26 protein-coding genes, 1 other RNA gene and 1 pseudogene are annotated in these 24,346 nt (G+C 30.4%); 24 read left to right on the forward strand and 4 right to left on the reverse strand.

Going from position 1 to position 24,346, the window contains the following annotated elements:
* Positions 1 to 49 precede the first annotated feature (49 nt).
* The 4 genes from asnS (at position 50) to BDW25_RS01140 (ending at position 3,114) form a co-directional block, all read left to right on the forward strand.
* Positions 50 to 1,342 (forward strand): asparagine--tRNA ligase, encoded by a 1,293-nt coding sequence (gene asnS / locus BDW25_RS01125; protein ID WP_017176306.1) that lies wholly within the window; start codon positions 50 to 52, stop codon positions 1,340 to 1,342.
* A gap of 96 nt (positions 1,343 to 1,438) precedes the next feature.
* Positions 1,439 to 2,125, forward strand: a complete 687-nt coding sequence (locus BDW25_RS01130) for a DnaD domain-containing protein (protein WP_002449719.1) — start codon at positions 1,439 to 1,441, stop codon at positions 2,123 to 2,125.
* Positions 2,115 to 2,786, forward strand: a complete 672-nt coding sequence (gene nth / locus BDW25_RS01135; protein WP_002455326.1) for an endonuclease III — start codon at positions 2,115 to 2,117, stop codon at positions 2,784 to 2,786. The genes BDW25_RS01130 and nth overlap by 11 nt, the downstream gene beginning before the upstream one ends.
* Entirely contained in the window at positions 2,779 to 3,114 is a 336-nt protein-coding gene (locus BDW25_RS01140; RefSeq protein ID WP_002455327.1) for a YpoC family protein, read from the forward strand. The genes nth and BDW25_RS01140 overlap by 8 nt, the downstream gene beginning before the upstream one ends.
* A 93-nt stretch (positions 3,115 to 3,207) precedes the next feature.
* Here the strand turns inward: BDW25_RS01140 and BDW25_RS01145 are convergent, their stop codons facing one another.
* Together BDW25_RS01145 and recU are read right to left on the reverse strand one after the other, a co-directional pair.
* Entirely contained in the window at positions 3,208 to 5,601 is a 2,394-nt protein-coding gene (locus BDW25_RS01145) for a transglycosylase domain-containing protein (protein WP_002455328.1), read from the reverse strand.
* On the reverse strand, positions 5,598 to 6,224 hold the full coding sequence (gene recU / locus BDW25_RS01150) for a Holliday junction resolvase RecU (protein WP_037554551.1): 627 nt from the start codon (positions 6,222 to 6,224) through the stop codon (positions 5,598 to 5,600). The genes BDW25_RS01145 and recU overlap by 4 nt, the downstream gene beginning before the upstream one ends.
* A gap of 261 nt (positions 6,225 to 6,485) precedes the next feature.
* Here recU and BDW25_RS01155 point away from each other — a divergent pair, with 261 nt between their 5' ends.
* The 8 genes from BDW25_RS01155 (at position 6,486) to BDW25_RS01190 (ending at position 14,850) form a co-directional block, all read left to right on the forward strand.
* Entirely contained in the window at positions 6,486 to 6,839 is a 354-nt protein-coding gene (locus tag BDW25_RS01155; protein ID WP_002449784.1) for a DUF1798 family protein, read from the forward strand.
* Positions 6,836 to 7,399, forward strand: coding sequence for an SLOG family protein (locus tag BDW25_RS01160; RefSeq protein WP_002449755.1), 564 nt, complete (start codon positions 6,836 to 6,838; stop codon positions 7,397 to 7,399). Before BDW25_RS01155 ends, BDW25_RS01160 begins: the two co-directional genes overlap by 4 nt.
* Before the next feature lie 11 nt (positions 7,400 to 7,410).
* Positions 7,411 to 7,749, forward strand: coding sequence for a cell division regulator GpsB (gpsB, locus tag BDW25_RS01165; protein ID WP_002449866.1), 339 nt, complete (start codon positions 7,411 to 7,413; stop codon positions 7,747 to 7,749).
* Between the two features lie 136 nt (positions 7,750 to 7,885).
* An RNA gene (gene rnpB / locus BDW25_RS01170) (RNase P RNA component class B) lies at positions 7,886 to 8,272 on the forward strand.
* A 117-nt stretch (positions 8,273 to 8,389) separates the two neighbouring features.
* Positions 8,390 to 9,526, forward strand: a complete 1,137-nt coding sequence (locus BDW25_RS01175; protein ID WP_002449804.1) for a THUMP domain-containing class I SAM-dependent RNA methyltransferase — start codon at positions 8,390 to 8,392, stop codon at positions 9,524 to 9,526.
* Positions 9,527 to 9,703: 177 nt separating this feature from the next.
* Positions 9,704 to 10,342, forward strand: a complete 639-nt coding sequence (locus tag BDW25_RS01180) for an SDR family oxidoreductase (RefSeq protein WP_002455331.1) — start codon at positions 9,704 to 9,706, stop codon at positions 10,340 to 10,342.
* 163 nt (positions 10,343 to 10,505) lie between these two features.
* Positions 10,506 to 13,949 carry a dynamin family protein gene (locus BDW25_RS01185; RefSeq protein WP_065581277.1) on the forward strand — a complete coding sequence of 1,148 codons (3,444 nt, stop codon included), beginning with the start codon at positions 10,506 to 10,508 and terminating at the stop codon, positions 13,947 to 13,949.
* 16 nt (positions 13,950 to 13,965) lie between these two features.
* Entirely contained in the window at positions 13,966 to 14,850 is an 885-nt protein-coding gene (locus BDW25_RS01190; RefSeq protein ID WP_064207230.1) for a 5'-3' exonuclease, read from the forward strand.
* Positions 14,851 to 14,913: 63 nt separating this feature from the next.
* On the opposite strand, the gene BDW25_RS01195 is transcribed toward BDW25_RS01190, so the two are convergent.
* Together BDW25_RS01195 and BDW25_RS01200 are read right to left on the reverse strand one after the other, a co-directional pair.
* A complete protein-coding gene (locus BDW25_RS01195) occupies positions 14,914 to 15,315 on the reverse strand; it encodes a ribonuclease HI family protein (protein ID WP_133944676.1) in 402 nt (133 codons plus the stop codon).
* 99 nt (positions 15,316 to 15,414) lie between these two features.
* Positions 15,415 to 16,119 carry a queuosine precursor transporter gene (locus tag BDW25_RS01200; RefSeq protein WP_002455333.1) on the reverse strand — a complete coding sequence of 235 codons (705 nt, stop codon included), beginning with the start codon at positions 16,117 to 16,119 and terminating at the stop codon, positions 15,415 to 15,417.
* Between the two features lie 198 nt (positions 16,120 to 16,317).
* Between BDW25_RS01200 and BDW25_RS01205 the strand changes: the two genes are divergently transcribed.
* From BDW25_RS01205 to BDW25_RS01260, 12 genes and pseudogenes are all read left to right on the forward strand, one after another.
* Complete coding sequence (locus tag BDW25_RS01205) at positions 16,318 to 16,512, forward strand: zinc-finger domain-containing protein (RefSeq protein ID WP_002449911.1); 195 nt, start codon at positions 16,318 to 16,320, stop codon at positions 16,510 to 16,512.
* Between the two features lie 11 nt (positions 16,513 to 16,523).
* Positions 16,524 to 16,772, forward strand: a complete 249-nt coding sequence (locus BDW25_RS01210) for a NifU N-terminal domain-containing protein (RefSeq protein ID WP_002449746.1) — start codon at positions 16,524 to 16,526, stop codon at positions 16,770 to 16,772.
* Between the two features lie 17 nt (positions 16,773 to 16,789).
* Positions 16,790 to 17,905 (forward strand): conserved virulence factor C family protein, encoded by a 1,116-nt coding sequence (locus BDW25_RS01215; protein ID WP_002455334.1) that lies wholly within the window; start codon positions 16,790 to 16,792, stop codon positions 17,903 to 17,905.
* 13 nt (positions 17,906 to 17,918) lie between these two features.
* Positions 17,919 to 18,353, forward strand: a complete 435-nt coding sequence (brxA, locus tag BDW25_RS01220) for a bacilliredoxin BrxA (protein WP_017176317.1) — start codon at positions 17,919 to 17,921, stop codon at positions 18,351 to 18,353.
* 195 nt (positions 18,354 to 18,548) lie between these two features.
* Positions 18,549 to 19,505, forward strand: coding sequence for a thymidylate synthase (locus BDW25_RS01225; protein ID WP_002455336.1), 957 nt, complete (start codon positions 18,549 to 18,551; stop codon positions 19,503 to 19,505).
* A 41-nt stretch (positions 19,506 to 19,546) separates the two neighbouring features.
* Positions 19,547 to 20,023, forward strand: a complete 477-nt coding sequence (locus BDW25_RS01230; RefSeq protein ID WP_002449764.1) for a dihydrofolate reductase — start codon at positions 19,547 to 19,549, stop codon at positions 20,021 to 20,023.
* A 21-nt stretch (positions 20,024 to 20,044) separates the two neighbouring features.
* Positions 20,045 to 20,890 (forward strand): DegV family protein, encoded by an 846-nt coding sequence (locus BDW25_RS01235; RefSeq protein ID WP_049430824.1) that lies wholly within the window; start codon positions 20,045 to 20,047, stop codon positions 20,888 to 20,890.
* Between the two features lie 102 nt (positions 20,891 to 20,992).
* A complete protein-coding gene (gene msrA, locus BDW25_RS01240) occupies positions 20,993 to 21,520 on the forward strand; it encodes a peptide-methionine (S)-S-oxide reductase MsrA (RefSeq protein WP_133944678.1) in 528 nt (175 codons plus the stop codon).
* The gene (msrB, locus tag BDW25_RS01245) at positions 21,513 to 21,941 is read left to right on the forward strand and encodes a peptide-methionine (R)-S-oxide reductase MsrB (protein WP_002488510.1); all 429 of its coding nucleotides are present in this window, start codon (positions 21,513 to 21,515) and stop codon (positions 21,939 to 21,941) included. The genes msrA and msrB overlap by 8 nt, the downstream gene beginning before the upstream one ends.
* A gap of 12 nt (positions 21,942 to 21,953) precedes the next feature.
* Positions 21,954 to 22,454, forward strand: coding sequence for a PTS sugar transporter subunit IIA (locus BDW25_RS01250; RefSeq protein ID WP_002449797.1), 501 nt, complete (start codon positions 21,954 to 21,956; stop codon positions 22,452 to 22,454).
* Positions 22,454 to 22,675, forward strand: coding sequence for a YozE family protein (locus tag BDW25_RS01255; RefSeq protein ID WP_002449915.1), 222 nt, complete (start codon positions 22,454 to 22,456; stop codon positions 22,673 to 22,675). Before BDW25_RS01250 ends, BDW25_RS01255 begins: the two co-directional genes overlap by 1 nt.
* A gap of 284 nt (positions 22,676 to 22,959) precedes the next feature.
* Positions 22,960 to 24,345 (forward strand): annotated as a pseudogene (locus BDW25_RS01260) (S41 family peptidase); the annotation flags it as partial.
* Position 24,346: the final 1 nt, after the last annotated feature.

The following is a 24,346-nucleotide window of genomic DNA, read 5'->3' on the forward strand; positions in this document are numbered from 1 at the left end:
TAAAATAAATAAGTATTGTATAAAAAGAAAATAAAGTAGGAGTTTGATTATGAAAACAACAATTAAACAAGCAAAACAATACATTAATCAAGAAGTCACAATTGGCGCTTGGTTAACAAATAAACGTTCAAGCGGTAAAATCGCATTTTTACAATTACGTGATGGTAGTGGATTTATGCAAGGTGTTGTCGTTAAATCAGAAGTCGATGAAGAAACATTTAAACTTGCTAAAGACATTACACAAGAATCATCACTTTATGTCACAGGTACGATTACAGAAGATAATCGTTCTGATTTAGGCTATGAAATGCAAGTAAAATCAATTGATGTCATTCATGAAGCTCACGATTATCCAATCACACCTAAAAACCATGGTACAGAATTCTTAATGGATCATCGTCACTTATGGTTAAGATCTAAAAAGCAACATGCAGTAATGAAAATTAGAAATGAAATCATTAGAGCAACATATGAATTTTTTAATGAAAATGGCTTTACTAAAATTGATCCGCCTATCTTAACTGCAAGTGCACCAGAAGGTACTAGTGAATTATTCCATACTAAATACTTTGATCAAGATGCATTTTTATCTCAAAGTGGTCAATTATATATGGAAGCTGCAGCTATGGCACATGGACGTGTCTTCTCATTTGGACCAACATTTAGAGCTGAAAAATCTAAAACAAGACGTCATTTAATTGAGTTCTGGATGATTGAACCTGAAATGGCATTCACAAATCACGAAGAAAGTTTACAAGTTCAAGAACAATATGTATCTCATATCGTAAAATCTGTATTAGAACATTGTAAATTAGAATTAAAAGCGCTAGATAGAGATACGAGTAAATTAGAAAAAGTATCTGCGCCATTCCCACGCATCTCTTATGATGATGCTATCAAGTTCTTAAAAGAAGAAGGATTTGATGACATTGAATGGGGTGAAGACTTTGGTGCGCCACATGAAACAGCTATAGCCAATCATTATGATTTACCAGTATTTATTACAAATTATCCAACTAAAATTAAACCATTCTATATGCAGCCAAACCCTAACAACGAAGACACAGTTTTATGTGCAGATTTAATTGCACCAGAAGGTTATGGTGAAATTATTGGTGGTTCTGAACGTATTAATGATTTAGAATTATTAGAACAACGTATCGATGAACATCAACTTGATACAGAAAGTTATAACTACTATTTAGACTTACGTCGTTATGGTAGTGTGCCACACAGTGGTTTTGGTTTAGGTTTAGAACGCACAGTTGCATGGATTTCAGGCGTTGAACACGTGAGAGAAACATCACCATTCCCACGTTTATTAAATCGTTTATATCCATAAAATATCACGTTTTATAAATCATACATGGGGAGTGAGACTAAATGATGTTATTCATGTCTCACTCCCACTTTTTAAAATAAGAAAGAGAGGGGTATCATGGACACACATCAACTTAAAACTCGTCCTGTTGTAGTTAGAAGGGAACTTTTCGATCATTACAATGAATTAGGTTTAAATGAAAAAGATTTAGTCATTTTGATTAAGTTGATTTATGCCGCTGAAGTTTCTAATAAACAACCCTCAATAGAATTTTTGCAAAAAGGTTCAAATATGGAGCCGAGAGAAATAACATCAATTATTCAAAATTTAATTCAGCGTGATTTACTTGCACTACATGTAAGTAAAGATGAGGAAGGAAAATTTACTGAATATATGAATTTAAATCGTTTTTACGAAAAGTTAAGTGATATTTTAACTCAAGAAAAAAATGAAACTACACATCATCAAACGCAACAAAACTTTAAGGAATTATTTCAATATATTGAACAGTTGTTTTCGAGACCATTATCACCATATGAAATCGAAACGCTCAACCAATGGATTGATGTAGACCAACATGATTACACTTTAATACGTGCTGCATTAGATGAAGCATATAGTCATGATAAATTAAGTTTTAAATATGTTGATCGTATCTTATTAAATTGGAAGAAAAACAATGTAACAACTTTAGAAGAATCTAACAAAGTGAGAGAAAAATTCAATAAACCTAAATTAACTCATACTGTAAAACATATACCTAAATTTGACTGGTTAAATGGAGAGAATCTAGATGGTAAGTAAGAAAAAAGCATTAGAAATGATTGACGTTATTGCAGATATGTTTCCTGATGCAGAATGTGAATTAAAACATGATAATCCCTTTGAATTAACAATAGCTGTATTATTATCTGCGCAATGTACAGATAATTTAGTTAATAAAGTGACACGTTCACTTTTTAAAAAATATAAAACTCCTGAAGATTATTTAAAAGTAGATATAGAAGAATTGCAGAATGATATAAAATCAATAGGTTTATATCGTAATAAAGCAAAAAATATTAAAAAATTATGCCAATCTTTACTCGACCAGTACGGTGGACAAGTTCCTCATACACATAAAGATTTAGAAAGCTTAGCTGGAGTCGGACGAAAAACAGCGAACGTTGTCATGAGTGTAGCTTTTGATGAGCCTTCTTTGGCAGTAGACACACACGTTGAACGTGTTTCAAAGCGTCTAGGTATTAATAAGTGGAAAGATAATGTTAAACAAGTAGAAGAACGTTTGTGTGATATTATTCCAAAAGAAAGATGGAGTAAAAGTCATCATCAACTTATCTTTTTTGGACGTTATCATTGTATTGCTCGAAAACCAAAATGTGATATTTGTCCATTACTTGAGGATTGTAGAGAAGGGCAAAAACGCATGAAAGCAATGAAAAAGGAAGTCGGAACAAATGATTAATAAATCACAATTTGAATCGCTAGAAAATGAACTTGATGTCTATGCTAAGAAAAGACAACTAAATTCTGATTTAGCAAAACAATATATCGATGATTATTTTGAACTACTTCTTTTGTTCTTTAAACAAATTAATGAAATAGAGTCTATTGATTTAAATCATTTAGACCAATATCCAGTTGTTCCTATGAATTTTTTAGAACGATATCAATATATGTTAAAAAGAAAATACCACTTTATGGGGTATAGTCAAATGAAAACATTAAAAAATGAGCTTATTAAAATGAACGCTTCATATCAAATTAGAAGAAAAAATCAAAATAATAATTAATATGAAAGATAGTCTAGAGCAAAGTTGTTCTAGACTTTTTTTAATTAAAAAAACGACATAGCCTTATAAAAGACTATGTCGTTTTTAAAGCTATTACGACGCTTTTCTAAAATTAAAAATCGTGTTTGCTTTAAATATGTTAGATAAACTACTATTGTTATTTGTATTATCATTATTATTATTTTGTTGAGTTGATGTGGTACTATTGTTAGCACTGTTGTTCGTAGTTGAATTATTTGCTGAGTTATCAGTTGTATTACCAGTATTCGTTGTAGTATTACCGTTCGTTGTTGATGTAGTATTTGAGTTGTTATCACTGGTAGAAGTAGAATTGCTTGAACTACTTTCTGTACTACTAGAATTACTTGAATCATTTGATGAGCTACTATCTGAACTACTAGTAGACTTGTTATCATATTTACTTCCTGATGTTGTATTATTATCTGGATGATCTTTAACAGATAGTGTACTTGCACTTGAACCAGTAACTGAATCAGGTTTTTTGAAGTCACCATCATTACTTGAAGTAATATCTGACATCACATCTTTATATAGATATTGTGCATATTCTTGTTCAGAATGTCCTAAGAATGAATCTTCACCGCCTGGTTTAATTTGGCTGAAGCCCATCCAAATTGACATTGTATATTTAGGTGTGAAACCATTCATCCAAATATCTTTAGCTGCATTGTCAGGTAAGTTATATTGATTATTAACTTCTGTGCCATAAGTACTTGTACCTGTTTTAGCACCCATATTAACGCCAGCAACACCATGACCGTAAGCAGAACCATATGGTTTAAATGTACCAGTTAACATTTCTGCAAGCATGTAAGCAGTATAATCTTCCATCGCTTTATGACTTGTATGATCAAATTCGATAGTTTCATCATCAGATGTTACAACTTTGCGAATTGAATGTGCATTATTGTAAGTACCACCATTAGCTATTGATGCGAATGCTGATGCTAATTGAGTAGGTGAGAATTCAGAAGCACCGCCACCTAAAATTTCAGATGGCCCTAAATCAATTTCATAATCTAAACCAACTTTAGACGCAAAATCTTTTGGAGCATCTTTACCTGCATTTGATGATACTTGTTGCCAAGCTTTTAAAGCAGGAATATTAAAACTTTGTCTTAATGCATCGTATGCAGATACTGTACCATGACCTTGCCCATCATAGTTACGGAATGTACCACCATCAATGGAATAACTTGATTCATCTTGCATTGCGTGGTTTGTAGCCCATTGCATATTTTCAATTGCTGGACCGTATGATAAGAATGGTTTCAGTGATGAACCAGTCAAGTGTGTATCTGTAGCAGCGTTACGATCAACGACATCTCTATAATTTCGTCCACCAGAAATGGCTACAATGCCTCCTGTTTTACTATCAAGAATGGTTGAACCTACTTGTTGATCATCATTTTTATAGTAATCACCATTATCAATGCGATCTTGAAGCGTTTTTTGAACGTTTTTATCCATATTTGTATAAATCTTAATACCACTTTGCATTAAATCACTATAGTTTTTATTTTTAAAGTGTTTATTGCCTATTAATTCAGCTTTAACAAAATTAACGTAAGAATCATACTCACTATTAGAATCATCATTAGATATTTGACGTTCTTTTGTTGTACGTTTTACTAAATTATCTTCTAATGAAGTAGCTTTAGCTTCTTTCCACTGTTTATCAGAGATTCTATGATGGTAGTGCATTAAGTATAAAACAGTTTCTTTACGATTTTCAGCTTCTTTCGGGTTATCATAAATGTTATACAGGTTAGGAACTTGTGGTAAACCAGCTAGATAGGCTTCTTCAGCTAAATTAAGTTCATTTAAATTTTTATTAAAGTAATATTTAGCTGCAGCCCTAACGCCATATACACCATCTGAGTAATAAATTTTATTTAAGTACATTTGGAAAATATCATCTTTACTGTACTCTTGCTCTAAACGATAAGATAGATAAGCTTCTTGCGCTTTACGTCCAATAGATTTCTTTTCTGAAAGGAACGAACGCTTAACCACTTGTTGTGTTAAAGTAGACGCCCCTTGGGAACCAAAACCACCAGTTAGGTTCTTACCAATAGCACCAAATAAACGTTTATAGTCTAAAGCACCATGTTCATAGAAGCGATTATCCTCAGTTGCTAACACGGCATTTTTCATATTTTTAGGAACATCTTTCAATTCAACATGTTCTCTACGTGCACCATTGTCTAATTTCTTAACCAAATCACCGTTTTTATCATAAATTTCAGCAGGCTTTGGATCTTGTAATTTAGACTCATTAAATGCTGGAGCTTTCCAAGCATAGTATGCAAATAGAAGTATACCGAGTAGAAGTAACACGATAAAGGCAATGAATAAAAAGCCTATAATCTTAATAATCGTTCTTTTTACATTCTTATTCTTTTTTGATTTGGATTTCCCATTTTTGCCTTTATTTGGTTGGGAAGATCCTTTATTTTCCGTCATACGCGGTCCTCACTTTCATCTAATATCAACTTATCAACAGCCTTGAGATAATTCAATCTAGGTTGATACTGATAAGGAATATAGTAACTATTTTTTTTGATTTCTTCAACTGTTATTGATTTTTTTATTTCCTTTTTATATCTTTCCCAAAAAGGTTCAAACTTCGAAAAAGGTAATAGATATACCTCATCAAGCACTTTAAATCTAATCAATAAAAAGACGAGTCCTTTTTGTAGAAAACAACTTTTCATATGTTCTACTTGATGATCATGGATATTATTTAAAGGGAAAGACGTTTTATTTTTGGTTTCTTTCGCTTCAAAATCAATATAATAGCCTCGATAAACGCCATTATAATCAGTTGTAGAAGGTGTACGAAAGTATGCTTCATTAATTACAGCTTTACTTCTTTTAGGATAATGAACATTTACAATTTGAATAGGAGTAGGTTTCTTATGTATAACAGCCACACCATGCTTAAAATAATAATTGTTAGATTGCTCAATATCTTTTTCGAGAGTCATACCTCGTCCACCATATTTAATGTTACTAGAAGCCTCACTTTGATTACTTCCAACCTTAGTAGGATTTAGTTTGAATGGTTTTCCATTTGGATAATTTATCATACTCACCACACAAATTTAATATTACACTTTCAATGTCTAAGAGAATAATATTAAACTATAATATGATAATAATGAAATGAGCATAATATTTATATTATACTACACATAATTAAATATATTCATTAATTATCTATTCTATTTTAACGTGCTTTAACAGTGAAAACAATATGTTTAAAAATTTGTAATAATGTAAAATTTATATCTAAACAATACTCTATAATAATTGTAATAAATTGTAAGAATATAGGAGGCATCGTTATGTACACATTAATTAATGAACTACTTAAAGAATTACAGTACATGGCGTCAAGCTATAATGAAATAAAATTGACACAGTCAGAGAAGCAATTTCATCGAGATGTTGTTCCTTATGTAAAAAAAATTGATGGTTTAACTGAAGAATTATCTCATTATCATGATGAACTAATCCAATTTCCTTATATGAATAAAGAAAAATTAGAAATGTTAGTTAAACATATTAAGGAATTATCTGTAGAGTGTCACTACAATAAAACAAGTAAGAAGTTATTTAATGAAAAATTGAAGTCCGTTAATTATGATCTTACCAATTTGTTTAAATATATCAAAGATAAAGAGGAATCAATGCATTGAAAACAGTATATGTGACTGGATATAAATCATTTGAATTAAATATATTTAAAGATGATATGAAAGAAGTGGATTATCTTAAACAATTTATAGAACATAAATTATTACAGTATATTGACGAAGGGCTAGAATGGGTACTTATTCAAGGACAAATTGGTATTGAATTATGGGCAGCTGAAGTAGTATTAAAATTGCAAGACACACATCCTGAGTTAAAATTAGGTATTATCACACCATTTTATGGTCATACCTCCAAGTGGAATGAACACAATATAGCAAAGTATGAATCTATTGCTAGTAATGCACAATTTCTAGATAGTGTATTTCATTCTGAATATCAAGGACCTTTTCAATTTAAACAAACAGATCAATTCATATTAGATCATACAGATATGACGTTATTAATTTATGATGATGAACAAGAAGGAAGTCCAAAATATTTTAAGAGGATGTTAGTTGATTTTATGGAAAAAACGACTTATAATTGTGATATTGTGACATTTGATGAACTTACTGACTTTATTAACGATTTACAATGGCAACAAGACCAAAGTTTTGAATGAGGTGGAAATTAATGGCAGATGTTTCTTTAAAGCTTTCAGCAAAAGATATCTATGAAAAAGACTTTGAAAAAACGATGGCTCGCGGCTATCGTCGTGAAGAAGTCGATGCTTTTTTAGATGATATCATTACTGATTATCAGAAAATGGCTGATATGAATAATGAAGTAGTCAGACTATCTGAAGAAAATAATAAACTTAAAAAAGAAGTTGAAGAATTGAGAATCAGAGTTGCAACTTCACGTCCTTCTGATAATAAGTCATTTGCTTCAAGTAATTCGAAATCAGCGAATAATAACGTAGATATTTTAAAAAGAATTTCTAATCTTGAAAAAGCTGTTTTTGGTAAATAATACATTGGTATCTTAAAGATATAAGCTTGTTACGAAGCATGTTTGATTGCTATTATGTTGGATTTTGATAGCTAATTATTTATCTATTTAAAATTCTATTAAATATTTTAAAATTATGTTATACTCACACAAGTGATATTTTGGGTAATCGCTATAGAAATATAGAGGAAAGTCCATGCTCACACAATCTGAGATGATTGTAGTGTTCGTGCTTGATGAAACAATAAGTCAAGGCATTAATTTGACGGCAATGAAATAACCTAAGTCATTAATTGATACGGTTAAAATAGTTTGAAAGTGCCACAGTGACGTAGCTTTTATAGAAATATAAAAGGTGGAACGCGGTAAACCCCTCGAGTGAGCAATCCAAATTTGGTAGGAGCACTTGTTTAGCGGAATTCAACGTATAAACGAGACATCTTTACTCGCATAGTAAAGATTTGTAGACAGATGGTTACCACCAAAGTACCAGTACAACTAGTGTACGTTATGAGTACAATGGTACAGAACATGGCTTATAGAGATATCACGGACTAGTTTAGCTCTCCCTTTTTATGGAGAGCTTTTTTTATATTGTATACATAATTATTTTAATATTTGTTAATATACTAATATGATATGAGACAAAGGAGATGAAATAATGTATCAATTATTAGCAGTGTGTCCAATGGGTCTTGAAGCCGTAGTTGCTAAAGAAATACAAGAACTTGGTTATGATACTCAAGTTGAAAATGGACGTATTTTCTTTGAAGGTGATGCTAATGCCATTGTAAAATGTAATTTATGGCTACGTACAGCTGATCGATTAAAAATAGTAGTAGGTCGCTTCAATGCTAAAACATTCGATGAACTTTTTGAAAAGACAAAAGCATTACCTTGGGAAACAATTATCGATAAAGAGGGGCAATTTCCTGTCCAAGGTCGTAGTGTAAAATCTACACTTCATAGCGTTCCTGATTGTCAAGCCATTACTAAAAAAGCTATCGTTGAACGTCTTAAAAAAGCTTATAATGAAAAAGGATGGTTAAATGAAAGTGGTGCGAAATATCCTGTTGAAGTAGCCATTCTTAAAGATAATGTCCTACTTACCATTGATACGTCAGGTTCAGGGCTAAATCGTAGAGGGTACCGTATTGCACAAGGTGAAGCACCTATTAAAGAAACATTAGCAGCTAGCTTAGTACGTTTAGCCAATTGGAAAGGTGATACACCCTTTATTGATCCATTCTGTGGTTCTGGAACAATTGCTATTGAAGCATGTTTAATTGCTCAAAATATTGCGCCAGGTTTTAATAGAGAATTTGTATCAGAGGAATGGAATATCATGCCTCCTAATATTTATGACGTCATGCGTGATGAAGCTGATCAACAAGCTGACTATGATAAAGATATTCAAGTGTATGCGTCTGATATAGATCCAGAAATGGTTGAAATTGCTAAACGTAATGCTGAAGAAGTAGGCCTAGGTGATATTATTCAATTTAGTGTTAAGGATGTTAATACATTAACTATCGACCAAGAAGGGCCTGTAGCGTTAGTTGGTAACCCACCATACGGCGAACGTATTGGAGATAGAGATGAAGTAGAAGAAATGTATCGATATGTAGGTAAACTAATGAAACAACACCCGTATTTATCAACATATATTCTTACAAGTAATAAAGAATTTGAGTATTTAGTTGATCGTAAAGCAACAAAACGTCGAAAACTTTTTAATGGTTATATCGAATGCACGTATTATCAATACTGGGGAAAAAAGCCTAATATTGATAAATAAATTGATTTGAAGATTTATTTGAAAATAATTAATTTTGTAAATTTTTCTTAATAAATTAGATAATATTTATTTAAAATTTATGTATTTATTAGCACTATAATAGTGACTATTGTAAAGTTATTAGTAAGCGTGTTAAAAACACAGCACATTTAAACAGTATAGTAAGGAGAGTAAGTTATGCAAACAGTTCTAATTGTAGGGGCTAACGGAAAAGTATCAATTGAAGCAACTAAAATTTTCTTAGAGAATTCTAGTTTTAATGTTGATTTATTTTTAAGAAATGCCCATCGTATTCCTGATTACGCATCTAATCGTATCACTGTCTTTGAAGGTGATGCTAAAAATGTTGAAGATTTAGAAAAAGCATTAGATCAAGTAGATATTGTTTTTGCAAGTTTATCAGGATCCCTAGATAGAGAAGCACAAGCCATTATAGATGCCATGAACAAAAAGAATGTTAAACGTTTAATATTTGTGGCGGCTCCTGGTATTTATGACGAATTACCAGATAAATTCAATACATTTAATAAAGAACAATTTGGTGAAAAATTAACTAAATATCGTAAAGCAGCTGATTTAATTGAAGCTTCTGACTTAGATTATACAATTATTCGTCCTGCTTGGTTAACATTTAAAAATGAATCAGATTATGAAATTACTCAAAAAGGTGATACCTTTAAAGGAACAGAAGTTTCTAGAAGAAGTGTAGCCAATTTAGCAGTACGTATAGCGAAACAACCTGAACTTTATTCTAGACAAAATATTGGAGTAAATAAACCAAATACTGATGGCGATAAACCAGCTTGGTTTAACTAATTCATTCTATATAGGTTTTTATTATTTCTTATGATAAAATTTAATAAACACAGCTAAAGATAATTTAGTTTTATCACCCTAAAAGTAAGGTTATAATTCTTTTTAGTTTTATAACCTTAATTTTTTTATATTTTAGAGTGAGCGAAATAAAGGGGATAGCATTATGCAAAATAATGAACAATTAGATGTATTATACAAACTAAAAAAAGAAATAGAAAAATCGAATAACGAAGCATTAGTACATACAATAAATCAAGTGATTAAAAAAGTATATTTAAATCAATATACTTTATCATTTGTTGGACATTTTTCAGCTGGTAAATCAACATTAATCAATTTATTATTAGAACAAGATATATTGCCTAGTTCACCTGTACCAACGACGAGTAATACGGCTATAGTTTCTGTTTCAAAAGAAGAAGAGATTATTGCTAATTTAGAATATCAAAATTATGTTAAGCTAAAAACGTATGAAGATGTAAAAATAATGAACCGATTAAATATGGATGTGGAATCTATTGAAATAAAGTTCCCTTCAAATAAGTTTAATCTTGGTTTTACATTACAAGACACTCCAGGAGTAGATTCAAATGTTTCTGCACACCAATCCACTACTGAACAATTTTTATATACAAGCAATATGATTGTGTATACAGTTGATTATAATCATGTTCAGTCTGCACTCAATTTCCAATTTATGAAACGCATGAATCAAGTAGGCATACCTATTATTTTTGTTATCAATCAAATTGATAAGCATAATGAGAATGAAATTTCTTTTGATACATTTAAACAAAAAGTAGAACAATCTATACAAGATTGGGATATTAAAGTCGATCAACTATTTTATGTTAGTAAATTTGATCATCCAAACAATCAACTTCATTTATTCTCAGAGTTTTTAGAAGAAAAAGATAAACTACGTGAACCTATTGAAGATTTTGTAACACGTATCATTGAATTTATACATCGTACTCAGCTTTCATATATTCAAGAGCATATGCAAAATATACTTGACGACTTAAATATCAATGAATCCGAATTTGAAGAATCCTATAAACAATTTCAACAGAATCAAGCTATAAGTGAAGAAGCACAATTATTAAATCATTCTTCTCAATTATTAATGTACTTAAAAGAAAAACGGAAAAATATATTAGATAATGCTTATATTATGACTCATGATATGCGAGAAGATATTCGTTATTATCTTGAAAGCATGGCTTTAGACTTCAAAGTGGGTGGTCTTCTAAATAAAAAAAAGAAAACAGAAGAAGAGAGAGCAAAACGTTTACAAAATGTTGTAGACCGTTTACAAGAAAAAGTGAATCGACACATTCGTCAACCCATGCGTGAAGATTTATCTTTTATAACTCGCTTTATCCATCATTCTGAAGTGAATCAACGAATTTTAAATCAACATTATCAAATTGAACCTACTTTAATTTCTAATTTATATCAAGTACAAACAAGCATTAATAATACCTATGTGCTCACATTTAGTGATGACGTTGTAAAAGCAATTGCACGCGTTGTCGAAAAACAATCAGATTCATTATTTAAAGATATTATTGAACATACTGAAGCAACGGAATTATCTAACATAGATAATAATGATGCACATTTATATGAACAGTATCTTGAGTTCAAGAATTTAAAACAGTCATTAACAACTGAAAATTATAAACATTATTATATTCATATGAATGACTCACTCGATAAATTAATTGATCGAACAGAAATACATTATGAACTTAATCAATCAACCATATCTTCAACAAATGATTTAGACGAAGATATTACATCAACTAAGGCTACGAGAACTCATCACTTTGATATTCAGAAAGCACTGGCTATCATTGAGCCTGTTCCTTTATTCAATAAAACAAAGCAAGACATCAAAGAAACATTGCAACGTATAGATAATAAAATTGTAAAAATAGGTGTCTTCGGTACATTTAGTGCAGGAAAAAGTAGCTTGATTAATGGTTTACTTGGAGATCATTATCTTGTAAGCTCACCTAATCCAACAACGGCAGCTACAACTGAAATCTCATATGGTCATGATAGTCAAATTACTTTGAAAACAAATACGCAATTGTTAAATGAATTAAATCAATTGCTTGAATATCAAAACGTTTCTTTTAACTCTTTAGAAGAATTTATGAATAGTAACATTGAGTCTTTAAAACAACAATTAGAAAAAAATCAATTGGCTTTTATAACATCAGTAGAGAAGCACTTTTCAATGTACCAAGATATGCTAAAAGAAGGTATAACACATACTATTTCACAACATGAAATTAAGCAATGGAGTGCAGAAGACGAATACGCTACATTTGTTAAAACCGTTCATATACACCTTCCACTGGATTGGTTAAAAGACAAAATTATCGTTGATTCATTAGGGTTACATTCTAATAATCAACGACATACAAATGAAACTGAACAAATCTTAACTTCTTCAGACCTAATTTTATATGTGAGCTATTTTAATCACTCATTTACTGATAATGACAAAGCATTTATTGAACATATGAAAGATATTAACCAATTAAATGAAGCACAGACATTTAAAATGATTATTAATGCGGTAGATTTAGCTGAAACTAATGAAGATTTAATAGCAGTGGAGCAGTATGTAAAAGATGCTCTATCTCAAGTGAATCTGCCATCTGAATTATTCGGTGTATCAAGTAAACGTGCATTGGAGACTAAAGATGAAGGCATTCTTAAATTAAAAGAAAGTATTAATCATTTTGTCGAAACTGAATCGAAAACGATTTTAGAGAAGCAAATGGTTCATCAAATCGAGCAAATGCGCGATAACTTTAATCAAATCATCTATGAATTTAAAACAAATCAAACACGTATGTTAGAACGACAACAACAACTTGAAACTTATAAAGATAAAACACCATTAACTAACCAAATGATTCATACAAGTGAGCAACATACTAAAAATGAAGTTGAAGAACAAATCTATCATTTAAATAAACGATTACAGCTTCAATTATTAGATGAGGTTAAAAAAGTATATAATAGTCAAATGACACAAAATAATGATTTTAATGATGAAAAGAAACATGCTACGAAAATGTACTTAGATCAAGTTCATCAACGATTATATTTAGAACAAACTTTATTAGTCGAAAGAATAAAAACATACTTTACTTCTCAATTAGATCAACAAGTAGCACCAACAATTCAAAAATTAAACTCAGTTCATGTACTTATCCAACCTCATTTTAAAATAATAGCGCCGTTTACTGATGATGCACTATTACGTATTAGTTTAGAAGAGATGCTTTCAGTTTTACCTAAACAGTTGTCTAAACGTAAAATTTTAAATGCAAATGCGCAAAGAGAACTACAAGAAATGATTTGTTCAAATACACTAGAACTACTACAACCATCACTAAACGCATTAAAACAACAATTAGATTATTATGTTTCTAACTTAACTCACGACGCGAACATCGAACTTAATCAGTTAAATAATAATGTTTTAGAACAAATCAATGACTTATTATCTAAACGTATCGATGATTCACTCATTAAACAATTAGAAACAGTAAATCAACAATTGGACCCACTTTTAAATTAGAAAGAAGGATTAATATATGACTCAACGTGTCTTACTTGTAGATGGAATGGCGCTCTTATTTAGACATTTTTATGCTACAAGTCTACACAAACAATTTATGTATAATTCTAAAGGCATTCCAACCAATGGGATTCAGGGTTTTGTTAGACATATTTTTACGGCAATTAAGGATATTAAACCAAGTCATGTCGCGATATGTTGGGATATGGGGCAAGCGACCTTTAGAAATGATATGTATACTTCTTATAAACAAAATAGACCTGCACCACCAGATGAATTGATACCTCAATTCGATTACGTAAAAGACATTTCAGAACAATTTGGTTTTGTGAATATCGGTGTTGCAAATTATGAGGCAGACGATGTCATAGGAACACTCGCTAAAATATATTCAAAAGATAATGAAGTACATATTGTAACTGGAGATAGAGATATTTTACAATGTATCAATGAACAAGTAGAAGTCTGGTTAATCAGAAGAGGTTTTAATATTTATCATCATTATACTCTTAATCGTTTTAATGAAGAGTATGCATTACATCCACTTCAACTTATTGATATTAAAGCATTTATGGGAGATTCAGCAGATGGGTATCCTGGTGTTAAAGGTATTGGAGAAAAAACCGCCATTAAATTAATACAATCTTATGGTAGCGTTGAAAACGTACTAGACAATATCGAATCACTTACACCTAATCAACAGAAAAAAATTGCAATTGATAAAGAAAATTTGATTCTATCCAAACAATTAGCGAAAATCTATACAGATGTGCCTATTGATACAACTGCATTATATGAAGAAATGAAGTATACACATTCATTGAATCATATTCTTTCAATTTGTAATGAACACGAACTTTATGTCTCTGGTAAATATCTTGCTTCAAAAATTTTAATGTAAAACAGATAAAAAAAGAAGATAAAAGAATTCAACATAAATTCTTTTATCTTCTTTTTTACATTATTATTGTTTATTCTTAATTAATTTGTATAGAGCTTGTTGTGCTAATTGATTTGCTTCTTTATTTTTATCTCTTGGAACCCATTTTACAAATAGCAAATCAACACTTGCTTCTAAAATCTCCATATTTTCAAAAAATGGTTTGAAACGCGCATTTTTTACATAACCTTGATTCACGCTATCTTCTATCAATTTAGAATCTGTATGCAATAAAGCATTTGAAACATTTAATTCACGAGCATGCTCTAATGCATGAATGAATGCAGACCATTCAGCACTATGGTTGTCCAATTCTCCTAAATCATGTGTATAAGTATATTTAATATCATTTTCTTTAATTACTATCCCACACGTACTACGTCCCGGATTGCCACTCGTCGCAGCATCAAAAAATATTTTAGCCATTAAAAACACCTCTAGTTTAAGCATTAATTAAACACTATTTGTCTATTTAAAAATAGCATATTGCTTAGTAAACCTAAACAATATGCATGTATGATTGTTTTAATAACCTTCGTCTAATTTTTGAATTTTTCCATTTCGATAGAATGACTTCGCAATATAACCAAATGGAACATTGAAAATCGTTGAGACTAATTTTAAAACATACGTAGTAATAAAGATTTCAAATACAACACTTGCAGGCAATGTACCGATAAATGCGATAGTTACAAATAATGCAGTATCAATAATTGAACTTAATACCGTACTTCCATAAGCTCTAATAATAAATGTTTTATCTGATTGGAAAACTTTTTTTATCATTGAAAAGATGAACACATCTACATGTTGCCCTATAATATAAGCAATAATTGAACCTAAAGCAATTCTCGGCACTAAATCAAAAATCGTAGATAATGCTTTTTGAGATATATCTTCTGGTGCGGGTATAAAATGTAATGACATTTGCATTACAATTATCATAACAAGAGTTGATGAGAAGCCTAACCATACAGCACGTTTAGCAACTTTTCGTCCATAAATATCATTTAAAATATCTGTAGCTAGGTAGATAGAGGCAAACATTACATTACCTAGAGTTGCTGAGATACCAAAAATATCAACCGTTTTGATGACTTGGATATTAGCAATAATTGTACCGATAGCTACCCAAGCGATAAGACCTTGTTTACCAAAACAACGATACATTAAAACCATTACAATAAATGTTACAAAAAAAGTAGCAATGCCAAAAAATTCATTATACATCATTTATCCTCCTAAATTTTGATAATGCGGGTGTTTAGAAACCGCTAAGCAACTTTAATATTTTATAGTAAAAGTAATTCAAATTCAATACTCATTAATCAATTCATATTATAAATATTAAAAAATAAAATCGATTATTTTAAAATGATCATCATATAAGTTATAATAACTCCATATTTATAAAATTAAGTATAAGGAGTGAAAGTTATACTTACACATTCCGAACAAAATGCAATAGAAAAAATTGATGAATTAATGAATACTTATTGTGATAAATGTTTACTGAAAACACACATTAGAAAAACAGAAGGAAAAACACAAGCACATCATTTTTGTATTTCTGAATGTTCAATAGGTAAGCAAATTAAGCAATTAGGCAATGAACTTCAATAGGAGGGAATTTTATGCATATAAAGTCAATTGAAGACACACCAAATTATAATACGATTAAAATTAATTTAAGTGAAAAACGTAAAGATAATCAATCAAATACGTATACATCTGCTCAAGATGGGCAACCTGATTTTATTAATCGATTATTTGATATCGAAGGAGTAAAGTCAGTTTTTTATGTCATGGATTTTATTTCAGTAGATAAAGAGGAATATGCCAATTGGGATGATCTTGTACCTAAAATTGAAGACACATTTTAATTTTAGGAGGAACAGTAGTGGAAATATTAAAAATTGAACCAACACCAAGCCCAAATACAATGAAAATCGTTTTAAGTGAAAAGCGTGCTGATAATCAGTCGAACACATATACAGAAGTCAAAACATCTCAACCTGATTTTATTAATGACTTATTACAAATTAAAGATGTTAAATCTATATTTCATGTAATTGACTTTTTAGCTATTGATAAGTATCCGAAAGCAAATTGGGAAGAGGTATTACCTCAAATTACTGCGTCACTTCAAAAAGAGGAAACGATTAGTCAATCATCTCAGTTTGATGAACACTATGGAGAAGTGAAAGCAGAGATACTCACTTTTAAAAATATCCCATATCAAATTAAATTAACAAATGCTCATGAAGAAATACGTAAACAACTACCTGATATCTTTATCAATAGTATGCTTAAAGCACAAGAAGATGATGATAATGTTATTTTTCTTAGAAAATGGAAAGAGGTTGGTTTACGTTATGGAGAACTTTCTTTAGTTATGGAAGAAGTTTATGAAGAAATCATTGCATTGTATCCAAAAAGTCGATTGGAACAATTAGTCGTTCAAGCTTTATCTAAGCAAACGAAAAGTACATCTCATTTTTATCAACATGTTTCATACGAGGAGTACTTGAATGAATCAGACTGGAAAGTACGTCTCAGAATGTTAACAGAATTTCCAACACCAACACTTGAGGATATTCCACTCTTAGAGCAAGCCTTAAATGAAAATAAGTTACCATTAAGACGTCAAGCGATTGTTTTATTTGGTATGATTGAAAGTAAAGAAATATTGCCATATTTGTATAAAGGATTAAATGATAAGCATCCTGCTATTCGACGTACAGCTGGAGATTGTATCAGTGATTTAGGTTATAAAGAAGCTTTGCCAGAAATGGAAAAAGCACTTGATGATCCACAAAAAATTGTTCGTTGGAGAGCTGCAATGTTTTTATTTGAAGAAGGTGGCAAAGCGCAACTCGCATCTCTAAGAGCGCATGCGAACGACAATGCTTACGAAGTAAAACTTCAAGTGGAAATGGCAATTTCTAGAATTGAAAATGGCGATGAAGCATTAGGTTCCGTATGGAAACAAATTGCTAATCGTAATAAACATTAAAGGAGTTTTTTATATGAATCCGTATGAACAATATATGCATGAACTAGCACAACAAATGCGTTCTGAATTAACTGATAATGGTTTTACAAGTTTAGAATCAAGTGAAGATGTATCAAACTATATGAACAATGTTAAAGATGACGAAACAACATTTGTTGTTATTAATTCTACATGTGGTTGTGCTGCTGGTCTAGCGAGACCTGCCGCTGTAGCAGTTGCTGATCAAAATGATAAAAAGCCAACACATAAAGTCACAGTGTTTGCTGGACAAGATAAAGAAGCAACGCAAACAATGCGCGATTATATCCAACAAGTACCTTCAAGCCCTTCGTATGCTTTATTTAAAGGTACAGAATTAAAACATTTTATTCCGCGTGAACATATTGAAGGTAGAGATATTCAAGATATTTGTATGGATATTAAAGATGCTTTCGACGAAAATTGTTAATATTATTAGACTAATTTACTCTATCTTAATATGCATCTCCAATAATAAATTATCAAACTAAGATAATTTATTATTGGAGATTTTTAAATATAAAAATGTTTTGAAATAATATATACTCAATAATATAATTCATTCAATATCTTTCTATTTTCTAGTATAATGATAATTAATATAAAATTTAGGAGAGATGTACATATGCTCAATCCTTTTGATTCGGCTTATCACGATTTATGTAATGACATTTTAGAAATTGGTAATCAACGTGATGATAGAACACATACAGGTACCATTTCTAAATTTGGACATCAAATCCGCTTCGATTTAACGAAGGGATTCCCTTTACTCACTACAAAAAAAGTATCTTTCAAACTTATTGCTACTGAGTTATTGTGGTTTATAAAAGGAGATACTAATATTAAGTATTTATTAAAATATAATAATAATATTTGGAATGAATGGGCTTTTGAAAAATATATTCAATCTGAAGATTATCATGGTCCAGATATGACAAATTTTGGACATCGTTCTCAAAAAGATGAAAATTTCAATAAAATGTACCAACAGGAAATGAAAAAATTTAAAGAGAAAGTGTTAAATGATGATACTTTTGCTAAAAAATATGGTGATTTAGGACATGTCTATGGAAAACAATGGCGTGATTGGGTAGATCAATATGGTAATCATTTCGATCAGCTTAAAACAGTTATTCAACAAATTAAGACAAACCCTAATTCGAGAAGACACATTGTTTCAGCATGGAATCCGACTGAAATTGATAGTATGGCATTACCACCATGTCATACAATGTTTCAGTTCTATGTACAAGATGGCAAATTAAGTTGTCAACTTTACCAACGTAGTGCAGATATTTTCCTAGGTGTGCCTTTTAATATTGCAAGTTATGCATTACTTACGCATTTAATTGCTAAAGAATGTAATTTAGAAGTTGGAGAATTCATTCATACTTTTGGAGATGCACATATTTATTCTAATCATATAGAGGCAATCAAGACTCAACTTTCTAGAGAAAGTTTTGCACCTCCTACATTAAAAATAAACTCTGAACAATCAATCTTTGATATTAATTATGAAGATTTAGAACTTGTAGATTATCAATCTCATCCAGCAATTAAAGCGCCCATTGCTGTGTAATCTATCTTTAATTAAAAATAAACTAAAAGGGGATATGATAAATGACATTGTCAATTTTAGTGGCACATGATCAACAACGTGTCATTGGTTATAAAAATGCTCTACCATGGCATATTCCAAATGATTTAAAACATGTAAAACAACTCTCAACTGGCCATACACTTGTAATGGGTAGAAAAACATTTGAATCTATTGGCAAACCATTACCAAATAGAAAAAATGTAGTTTTAACTCGTGATAACAATTTTAAACCTGACGGCGTTGAAGTGATTCACACAATAGATGATATCTACAACTTAGAGGGTCATGTTTTTATTTTCGGTGGCCAAACATTATTTGAAGTAATGATTGATAAAGTTGACGATATGTATATCACTGTAGTAGACGGAAAACATCAAGGTGATACATTTTTCCCTCCCTACACATTTGAAGATTGGACGGTTGCATCTTCTGAAGAGGGTCAACTTGATGAAAAAAATACTATTCCACATACCTTTTTACATTTAGTACGAAAATAAAATAAACTAAGAGGAGAAATTATGACTAAACAAGTAATCGTTACAGACTCTACCTCAGATTTATCAGCTGAATATTTAAATCAACATAACATACATGTCGTTCCATTAAATTTAACTATTGATAAAGAATCATTTGTAGATCAAGTAGATATCTCATCTGAGGAGTACATTAAACGTATTGAAGAAAACGCTGACGTCAAAACGAGTCAGCCATCAATTGGTAAATTTATTGAATTATATGAACAACTTGATAATGACAATGACGATGTAGAAATCTTTAGTATTCATATGTCTTCAGGATTAAGTGGAACATATCAGACTGCTTTACAAGCGAGCAATATGGTTGAAGCAAAAGTAAATGTGATTGATTCAAAATCAATTTCATTTGGATTAGCATACCAAATTCAACGTTTAGTAGAACTTGTAAATACTAATCTTTCAAGTATAGAAATTATTAAACATATTTCAGACTTGCAGAAAAATATTAAACTATTTGTTGTTATTGGCCAACTCAATCAATTAATTAAAGGTGGACGCATCAGTAAAACAAAAGGTTTAATCGGAAATATAATGAAAATAAAACCGATAGGAACACTTAGAGAGGGATATTTAGAAATCGTACATAATTCTCGTACTCAAAATTCTAGTATTCAATATCTAAAAAAAGAAATTGCTAAATTTATTGAAAATCATACTATTCAATCGATTGGTATTGCACATGCAAATACGATTGAATTTGTTGAAAAAGTAAAAAATCAATTTAATGAAGCATTTGGACAACAAAGCTATGATGTTAATGTAACGACACCAGTCATTTCTACACACACTGGTCAAGGCGCTATCGGTCTTGTCGTAGTTAGAGGATAATAGATAAATAATAGGTCACTTAAGTTATTGATTTCTGAGTTAATTACTTTAATTTAATATCATTATATCGTAAATTTAAAGAAAGATAGAGGAGGTAATATAATGGCATATGCAACATTAGCAGGAGGATGTTTCTGGTGTATGGTTAAACCCTTTACATCTTACCCAGGTATTGAAGATGTCGTATCAGGTTATAGCGGCGGAGATATAGAAAATCCAACGTATGAACAAGTATGTTCAAATCAAACGGGTCATAGAGAAGCAGTTCAAATTACTTATAATCCAGATATTACGTCATTTGAAAATATTTTAGATGTTTACTTTAAACTATTTGACCCGACAGATAATAAAGGGCAATTTTTTGATAGAGGCGAAAGCTATGAACCAGCAATATTTTATCACGATGAACAACAAAAAAAGGCTGCCGAATTAAAAATCCAACAACTAAATGAAGAAGGTATTTTTAAAAAACCAATCATCACACCCGTTCTTCCTTACAAAAACTTTTATCCAGCAGAAGATTACCATCAAGACTATTATAAAAAAAATCCTATGCATTATGAGCAATATCAACGCGGTTCTGGTAGAAAAGCATTTATAGAATCACATTGGGGGTCTCAAAATGATTAAAAAAGATAAAAGCGAATTAAATGATATGGAGTATCTTGTTACTCAAGAAAATGGTACAGAACCTCCTTTTCAAAATGAATATTGGAATCATTTTGATAAAGGAATATACGTAGATAAAATTTCTGGTAAGCCTTTATTTACTTCTGAAGAGAAATTTGAATCTGATTGTGGTTGGCCGAGTTTCTCAAAAGCATTAGATGATGATGAAATTGTTGAACTCGTAGATAAATCATTTGGTATGATTCGAACTGAAGTTAGATCAGAAGATGCTAACAGTCATTTAGGTCACGTATTCAATGATGGCCCAAAAGAAAGTGGCGGATTGCGTTATTGTATTAATTCTGCAGCCATTCAATTTATTCCATACGAAAAATTAGAAGAATTAGGATATGGCGATTTGATTCCACATTTTAATAAATAGGAGCGATGAATAATGTTTAAAAAATTATTTGGTAAAGATAAAGAAGTCAATAAAGAAACTCAACTATATGCACCATTAACAGGTGAATATGTCAAAATTGAAGATATACCAGATCCTGTATTTGCCCAAAAAATGATGGGTGAAGGTTTCGGTATTAATCCTACTGAAGGTGAAGTAGTTTCCCCAGTTGCTGGAAAAGTTGATAATGTTTTTCCAACAAAACATGCAATTGGTTTAAAAACTAAAAATGGTCTTGAAATTTTAGTACACATTGGTTTAGATACGGTGCAGTTAGACGGTGAAGGATTTAATGTACTTGTTAGCAGTGGTGATACAGTACAAGTAGGCGACCCTCTACTCAAATTCGATTTAGAATTTATTAGAAATAATGCCAAATCAGTTATTTCACCTATTATTATTACAAATTCTGATCAAACAGAATCTATTTCACTCGATGATGTTAAAGCTGTTATTAAAGGTGAAACTAAAGTTGTCGATGTGACAATGAGCTAATGAAAGATCATTCATTTTATCAATTTGCCTTAACGGTTAGAGGACGTAAAGATGATAAAGGTGAATTAGCCGAAGACATTTTCAATGACTTATCGTTTCCAAAACATGAAAGTGACTTCAACATATTATCAGACTATATCGAAATGCAAAGTGACATTACTTTACCTATGTCCGTATTTGATGATTTATATGAAGAATATACAGAATGGTTAAAATTCTAATTTAAATTCGTTTTATGTCTAAATATGATATGGAGTGGCATATAAATCTTAATTTTAGATTTATATGCCACTCTTTTTATTTTTATCTAATTAAGAAATACAATTTCTTATAATTTGCGTTTGCTCAAAAATAAAGACATACTAGGTATGTCTTTATAAAAAATGATAAGAGACAAGATGTAATTAGAGGAAGTGATTTTATGAATAATCATTCTGAGGAGCACCATGACGGACAATCAGATGAAAAAAGATATGCATCTACTAAAAAAAAGATGCATTTGACAATATGGCAGTTTATCTTAATTTTATTAAGTGTTATTATCATTACAACGATTATAGCTGTATTTGCGACGATAGGAATCAATCATAAATTAAGTGGTTTAACTAAAGAAGAACGTCAAGAAATGAAAAAAATAGAATTTGCATATAAAACGTTAGATACAGATTATTACAAAAAACAAAACTCAAGTAAACTTTCTGAAGCTGCGATTAATGGTATGGTAAAAGAATTAAAAGATCCATATTCTGAATACATGACAAAGTCTGAAACAAAGAGCTTTAATGAAGATGTATCTGGAGATTTTGTAGGTATTGGTGCAGAAATGCAAAAGAAAAATAAAGATATTATGATTACAAGTCCCATGAAAGATTCTCCTGCTGAAAAAGCTGGCCTTCAACCTAAAGATATTGTCACAAAAGTTAATGGCAAGTCAGTGGTAGGTAAACCTTTAGATCAAGTTGTTAAAGTGGTAAGAGGTAAAGAAGGCTCAAATGTTAAGTTAACTATTAAACGCGGTTCTGAAGAAAAAGATATTAACATTAAACGTGGTAAAATTCATGTTAAAAGTGTGGAATATAAGAAAAAAGGTAACATAGGTGTATTTACGATTACTAAATTCCAACAGAATACTGCGGGTGAATTAAAATCTGCAATTATAAAAGCTCATAATGCTGGTGTTCGAAATATCATCTTAGACTTGCGTAATAATCCAGGTGGATTATTAGATGAGGCAGTTAAAATGGCTAATATTTTTATTGATAAAGGTCAGACTGTTGTTCAACTTGAAAAAGGCAATGATAAAGAAGCAATTAAAACTTCTAATGATGCTTTAAAAGATGTTAAAGATATGAAAGTGAGTATTTTAGTAAATGAAGGTTCCGCAAGTGCGTCAGAGGTCTTTACAGGAGCAATGAAAGATCATCATAAAGCTAAAGTGTATGGCTCAAAAACATTTGGTAAAGGAATCGTTCAAACCACACGAGAACTTAAAGATGGCTCATTATTAAAATATACACAAATGAAATGGTTAACACCTGATGATCATTATATTCATGGAAAAGGTATTAGACCAGATGTTACAATTGATTCTCCTAAGTATCAATCATTAAGTGTTATTCCGTCTGATAAAACATATTCTGTTGGCGATAATAATAAAAATGTTAAATCAATAAAAATTGGTTTAGATGCTTTAGGTTATTATAACGGAGATGAATCAAACCAATTTGATAATCAATTAGCTAATACTATTAAACTATTCCAATCAAATAATCAACTATCTGAAACGGGAAAATTTGATACCAAAACAAATGAAAAATTCACTCAATTATTAGTTGAAAAATCAAATAATGAAGACACGGTCTTAGATAAATTATTAAAATTAATAAAATAGA

It is taken from the genome of Staphylococcus sp. AtDRG32 (genome assembly GCF_004365845.1).
GTDB classification, from domain to species: domain Bacteria; phylum Bacillota; class Bacilli; order Staphylococcales; family Staphylococcaceae; genus Staphylococcus; species Staphylococcus hominis.

What these genes read in the sequence shown, in the direction of transcription:
- asnS (WP_017176306.1), top strand. Translation starts at nt 50, where the DNA reads ATGAAAACAACAATTAAACAAGCAAAACAATACATTAATCAAGAAGTC.
- BDW25_RS01130 (WP_002449719.1), top strand. Translation starts at nt 1,439, where the DNA reads ATGGACACACATCAACTTAAAACTCGTCCTGTTGTAGTTAGAAGGGAA.
- nth (WP_002455326.1), top strand. Translation starts at nt 2,115, where the DNA reads ATGGTAAGTAAGAAAAAAGCATTAGAAATGATTGACGTTATTGCAGAT.
- BDW25_RS01140 (WP_002455327.1), top strand. Translation starts at nt 2,779, where the DNA reads ATGATTAATAAATCACAATTTGAATCGCTAGAAAATGAACTTGATGTC.
- BDW25_RS01145 (WP_002455328.1), bottom strand. Translation starts at nt 5,601, where the DNA reads ATGACGGAAAATAAAGGATCTTCCCAACCAAATAAAGGCAAAAATGGG.
- BDW25_RS01155 (WP_002449784.1), top strand. Translation starts at nt 6,486, where the DNA reads ATGTACACATTAATTAATGAACTACTTAAAGAATTACAGTACATGGCG.
- gpsB (WP_002449866.1), top strand. Translation starts at nt 7,411, where the DNA reads ATGGCAGATGTTTCTTTAAAGCTTTCAGCAAAAGATATCTATGAAAAA.
- BDW25_RS01175 (WP_002449804.1), top strand. Translation starts at nt 8,390, where the DNA reads ATGTATCAATTATTAGCAGTGTGTCCAATGGGTCTTGAAGCCGTAGTT.
- BDW25_RS01180 (WP_002455331.1), top strand. Translation starts at nt 9,704, where the DNA reads ATGCAAACAGTTCTAATTGTAGGGGCTAACGGAAAAGTATCAATTGAA.
- BDW25_RS01185 (WP_065581277.1), top strand. Translation starts at nt 10,506, where the DNA reads ATGCAAAATAATGAACAATTAGATGTATTATACAAACTAAAAAAAGAA.
- BDW25_RS01190 (WP_064207230.1), top strand. Translation starts at nt 13,966, where the DNA reads ATGACTCAACGTGTCTTACTTGTAGATGGAATGGCGCTCTTATTTAGA.
- BDW25_RS01195 (WP_133944676.1), bottom strand. Translation starts at nt 15,315, where the DNA reads ATGGCTAAAATATTTTTTGATGCTGCGACGAGTGGCAATCCGGGACGT.
- BDW25_RS01200 (WP_002455333.1), bottom strand. Translation starts at nt 16,119, where the DNA reads ATGTATAATGAATTTTTTGGCATTGCTACTTTTTTTGTAACATTTATT.
- BDW25_RS01210 (WP_002449746.1), top strand. Translation starts at nt 16,524, where the DNA reads ATGCATATAAAGTCAATTGAAGACACACCAAATTATAATACGATTAAA.
- brxA (WP_017176317.1), top strand. Translation starts at nt 17,919, where the DNA reads ATGAATCCGTATGAACAATATATGCATGAACTAGCACAACAAATGCGT.
- BDW25_RS01225 (WP_002455336.1), top strand. Translation starts at nt 18,549, where the DNA reads ATGCTCAATCCTTTTGATTCGGCTTATCACGATTTATGTAATGACATT.
- BDW25_RS01230 (WP_002449764.1), top strand. Translation starts at nt 19,547, where the DNA reads ATGACATTGTCAATTTTAGTGGCACATGATCAACAACGTGTCATTGGT.
- BDW25_RS01235 (WP_049430824.1), top strand. Translation starts at nt 20,045, where the DNA reads ATGACTAAACAAGTAATCGTTACAGACTCTACCTCAGATTTATCAGCT.
- msrA (WP_133944678.1), top strand. Translation starts at nt 20,993, where the DNA reads ATGGCATATGCAACATTAGCAGGAGGATGTTTCTGGTGTATGGTTAAA.
- msrB (WP_002488510.1), top strand. Translation starts at nt 21,513, where the DNA reads ATGATTAAAAAAGATAAAAGCGAATTAAATGATATGGAGTATCTTGTT.
- BDW25_RS01250 (WP_002449797.1), top strand. Translation starts at nt 21,954, where the DNA reads ATGTTTAAAAAATTATTTGGTAAAGATAAAGAAGTCAATAAAGAAACT.
- BDW25_RS01255 (WP_002449915.1), top strand. Translation starts at nt 22,454, where the DNA reads ATGAAAGATCATTCATTTTATCAATTTGCCTTAACGGTTAGAGGACGT.